The organism is Sporacetigenium mesophilum DSM 16796 (assembly GCF_059569055.1).
This window is the reverse complement of sequence record NZ_JCANUR010000038.1, coordinates 1-4,246: the sequence shown is the minus strand read 5'-3', so window position 1 is coordinate 4,246 and position 4,246 is coordinate 1. Positions and strand designations below refer to the sequence as shown.

The window sequence follows — 4,246 nt, the reverse complement described above, 5'->3', positions numbered from 1 at the left end:
CACGCCGCCAGCGTTCATCCTGAGCCAGGATCAAACTCTCATGATAAACTTGGCATTACTTTATAAATAAATGGTGTGTTAATTGACCTACTGTTTAATTTTCAAAGTTCAATTTATTTGTCCTTGTCTTAGCGACAAGTATAACTATATCATTTCTAAAATCTTTTGTCAACTTATTTTTCGACTTTTTTCGTCTTCTTTCGAGGACAAGTATAACTATAACATCTCAAGTATATTAAGTCAACTTTTTTAAATAAATATATTTTGGAAGTTCATGGCATATAATTTTATTCTTGAATTTAATCTTTACTCATATATTTAAATAAAGACCATACTTAAAAAGGAGGACAATTATTGGAAAATAAAGATATATATATAAAAATAGATAAGATATTACAAGATAAAGATAATATTAATTACGAAGAACTGCTAAAATTCTTCAAAGCCCTAGAATTAAATATACAAACTAATAAAACAGGTATGAGCAATAACAAACCAAGTGAAAATAAGTATTTTAATTATATACAACCTTCATATTATGTTAAGAAATTAGAAACTATATACTCAGGTTTTATCGTTACTCCAAGAAATGGAGATGAGAGGTGAAAATATGAGCGACATAAATATGTCAAGCTTCAGCGAAGAAACATTAATAAGTTATATATCAAATAACGTAGAGCTTGCAAATAAAATTGAAAATATAATCGTTTACTATAAAAAAGTATTTAACTATGCAATTACTTATATAAACGATATTGAATACGATGACGAACTTAAGCAAAGATTTGATAATATTCTAAAGTGTTATGAAGGTTTTTTAAGGTTACATGGAAATATAAAGTATACAGCGGAAGGTAACATATCTATTTTTGAGTATTCTTATAAATTTTCAGATGCTATAATCATGCTTAAAGATGTGTTACAAATAAATTCAAATGATAAATCAACTTATTTTTTATTAGGAATATGTTACGAATCCAAAAATCAGTATCCTCAAGCAATAGAAAACTACAAAATATCTCTAGATATATCTAAGGAAGTTTGGACTTACTATTGGCTAGCTAGGTGTTATTATAAAAGTAATCTCCTTAATGATGCATTAAAATGTTTAAGTGAAGTATTAGATAATATCCTTGATGAGAATATTACTTACCAATACTTAGATATTTATGAATTTAAGGGGTTGATTTTACAAAAGCAAAAGAAGTATGAAGAAGTGATTCAAAACTGCTTTGATGCAAAAAAACATTTTGAACTATCTAAAACACTATTTGATGATGCAAAGTTTAGTTCTATTAGACTTTTAGATACGATAACTAATGATTGTAAGAAAAATTATGATAATAAAGATTTTGATAATTTACTAGTAGACTTATTAAAATGTTTTGAAATATATTATTCTCTGGGCATTAATGACCTGGACTTTAGGAGCTATATACATTATATAAAGGTATCCTATGAAACAGATATTAATGAAGCACCTTTTTCAGGAATGTTGGAATATAAAGATTGTATAGATCATATAAGAGAAATTTTATTTAATAAAAGAGATTATAAAAATCTATTTAATATACAACTAAAGATAAATAAATTGAATACCTCAGTTAGATTCCCGGGATATGTTAGCTTAACCTCTTTAATATATAAATTATTAAGTGATATCAAAACTGATAAGTTTTCATCTGGGCAAAATAAGTTTAATGAAACTAGTAGCTCTCTATCTCATTCACTTAATGCACCGATTATACTTACTCCTATAAAAGATAGATCTATGGATTTAATAGATATATTAGATAAATGTTTGGAAGTTGAACCTGAAAACAAATATTTATTTTTATTTGAAAAAGCAAATTTATTAGAAGAATCGAATTTATATGATTACGCCCTACTTTGCTATTCTCTTATAGTAGATGATAATTTTGATAAAGGTAAAATAGATTTTTACTTATCTAATGAAGTACTATTAGATAATGAATATATAGACATAACTTTTAAATCTTTAAATGAAAAGCTAAAGATTTTAAATTTACTTTATGGAAGCGAATCTAGTGAAGTAGATTTATATTTAAATGAATTATCTAATATATACGATAAGTATATACAGCATATACTTAGCAATAACACTATTAAATATGAAAAAATGTATTCTAACGCATTAAACTATTGTGCCCGAATACTAAAATGTGTAGATTCAAGAAAAGAGCTACAAGAAATTTGGAAATCAAAAGAAGAAGAAATATTTTATAATTATGTTAAGACACATATTTCTATAATAGACTGTGAAGCAAACTTCATATATGACCCTAATAGCGAAAATATTATAACTAGACATTATAACTTTAACGATGAAGGATTGAAATTATACGACGAACTTATAAAGCTAAATCCTCAAAATCCTAGATATTACTATTATAAAGGAACGCGACTAGCTAACATAATAAATATGCAAAAAAAGAGAAGTTACGAAATGGATTTTTCCCACTTTACAATGAATAAAAGTAAAAATAAAAATGCAAAAAACCCTTCAATAGAAAGGCTTAAAAGTGCAATATATTATCTTAAAAATAAGGATATTTATGATGAGTTACTATCCTTGTATATAAAAGCATATAATCTAGATAAAACTAATAAACTTTTTATAAATCACATATTAGATCTTCTAGAAAAATTAGTTAAGTACAACGAATATATAAAAAGTAATAAAGAAAAAATAAAAAAATATATGAAATAAGCCTACTTATTAAAGTAGGCTTATTTTTATATTTTTTCCATATATCCACTTGGATGGAACTTGTATATATCACCGTTAGATTTGTCTACAAAAAATCCTATATCTCCATCTACATTTGGTAAAAATAAATATCCCTTATAGCCTTTATCTTGTAAAACTTCTTTAAACATAGTTTCATCACCTTGGTATATATAGTCAACATTTGAATTGTACTGTTTTAAAAGCTCTTTAGCATCTTCAACAGTTAATTCCTTTTTTATGTTTATATTTTCATCTTCCTTCAAAGTGTTATCATCTTTGGTACTTACATCTATATTTTGAACATCTTTATCTTCCCTATCACTAGATTTATCAATTATTTTATCTTCATCCTTTGCAACTTCTTTTTCATCATTTATTGGCTTCTCATTATTAATGTCACTTTCTGCACTAACAACACTTTCTTGATGGGCTTCTGCGCTCGAATACCAATACAATCCAACACCTGAACAAATTACAAGCAACAATGATATTCCTAACTTTTTAATATTTTTTCCCATTTTTATCAACCCCCGTAGTTTTAGTATATATGCATTATTGTCATAATAGTTAAATATTATTCTCCATACTTATTAATATCATTTTTATATCGTCTAACTGAGCAAATTGAACGTATTTTATATTTTCGATATCTTTATCCTCTATTGATAATGGGTCCACAACTACAATTTTTACATCAAGGTCTCCTGATGAAACTAATATCTTGTCTACAAGTTGAACAAAATCTACAGCACTTATTGAATCTTCCCTACACCCACATAACATCAAATTTCCTGTTCTGTAATGTTCTAGTATTCCTTTTATGCCCCATAGTTCTTGTCCTTTATTTATACACACTACTTCTGCACCCATAGTTTGACCCTTTATGATTTTATCCTTTAACTCTGATAACTTCATTATATTATCCCCCTCGTATAATAGTCTTTATATAATTGTACGAGAAAAAGGTTACTTATATTCCACTATATTTATTTCAAAAACAAAAAAGAACTTGTCAGTGACAAGTTCTTTTTATATACATTATTATATTGGCAGGGGTGGAGGGACTCGAACCCCCGGCGCACGGTTTTGGAGACCGACGCTCTACCAGCTGAGCTACACCCCTATTTTTGGTGGACCTTCAGGGACTCGAACCCCAGACCTACCGGTTATGAGCCGGGCGCTCTAACCAACTGAGCTAAAGGTCCAAAAAATAAAAATGGCGGAGAGGGTGGGATTCGAACCCACGGCCCCTTGCGGAGTCACTGGTTTTCAAGACCAGCTCCTTAAACCACTCGGACACCTCTCCGTTTTATTATGGTGCGGGTGGAGGGACTTGAACCCCCACGCACAAGGCGCCAGATCCTAAGTCTGGTGCGTCTGCCAATTCCGCCACACCCGCATGTATGGAGCTAGTGATAGGAATCGAACCTACAACCTGCTGATTACAAGTCAGCTGCTCTACCGTTGAGCCACACTAGCATATTTTTGTGTCAT

4 protein-coding genes and 5 tRNA genes are annotated in these 4,246 nt (G+C 29.0%); 2 read left to right on the top strand and 7 right to left on the bottom strand.

Annotated features, from left to right (window positions below):
• Positions 1 to 354: 354 nt before the first annotated feature.
• The gene (locus BS62_RS15075) at positions 355 to 606 is read left to right on the top strand and encodes a hypothetical protein (RefSeq protein ID WP_496492080.1); all 252 of its coding nucleotides are present in this window, start codon (positions 355 to 357) and stop codon (positions 604 to 606) included.
• A gap of 4 nt (positions 607 to 610) precedes the next feature.
• On the top strand, positions 611 to 2,731 hold the full coding sequence (locus tag BS62_RS15070; protein ID WP_496492079.1) for a tetratricopeptide repeat protein: 2,121 nt from the start codon (positions 611 to 613) through the stop codon (positions 2,729 to 2,731).
• A 26-nt stretch (positions 2,732 to 2,757) separates the two neighbouring features.
• On the opposite strand, the gene BS62_RS15065 is transcribed toward BS62_RS15070, so the two are convergent.
• The 7 genes from BS62_RS15065 to BS62_RS15035 all read right to left on the bottom strand — a co-directional run bounded on the left by BS62_RS15065 (position 2,758) and on the right by BS62_RS15035 (position 4,231).
• The gene (locus BS62_RS15065; protein ID WP_496492078.1) at positions 2,758 to 3,270 is read right to left on the bottom strand and encodes a hypothetical protein; all 513 of its coding nucleotides are present in this window, start codon (positions 3,268 to 3,270) and stop codon (positions 2,758 to 2,760) included.
• Positions 3,271 to 3,319: 49 nt separating this feature from the next.
• Complete coding sequence (locus BS62_RS15060) at positions 3,320 to 3,667, bottom strand: hypothetical protein (RefSeq protein WP_496492077.1); 348 nt, start codon at positions 3,665 to 3,667, stop codon at positions 3,320 to 3,322.
• A gap of 132 nt (positions 3,668 to 3,799) precedes the next feature.
• A tRNA-Trp gene (locus BS62_RS15055) sits at positions 3,800 to 3,875 on the bottom strand.
• A gap of 5 nt (positions 3,876 to 3,880) precedes the next feature.
• Positions 3,881 to 3,957, bottom strand: a tRNA-Ile gene (locus tag BS62_RS15050).
• Between the two features lie 12 nt (positions 3,958 to 3,969).
• A tRNA-Ser gene (locus BS62_RS15045) sits at positions 3,970 to 4,058 on the bottom strand.
• 9 nt (positions 4,059 to 4,067) lie between these two features.
• Positions 4,068 to 4,151, bottom strand: a tRNA-Leu gene (locus tag BS62_RS15040).
• Positions 4,152 to 4,156: 5 nt separating this feature from the next.
• Positions 4,157 to 4,231 (bottom strand) — tRNA-Thr (locus BS62_RS15035).
• Positions 4,232 to 4,246: the final 15 nt, after the last annotated feature.

Bases quoted from the DNA above. Each gene is read 5' to 3' on its own strand.
- BS62_RS15065 (WP_496492078.1), bottom strand. From the start codon at position 3,270: ATGGGAAAAAATATTAAAAAGTTAGGAATATCATTGTTGCTTGTAATT.
- BS62_RS15060 (WP_496492077.1), bottom strand. From the start codon at position 3,667: ATGAAGTTATCAGAGTTAAAGGATAAAATCATAAAGGGTCAAACTATG.
- BS62_RS15070 (WP_496492079.1), top strand. From the start codon at position 611: ATGAGCGACATAAATATGTCAAGCTTCAGCGAAGAAACATTAATAAGT.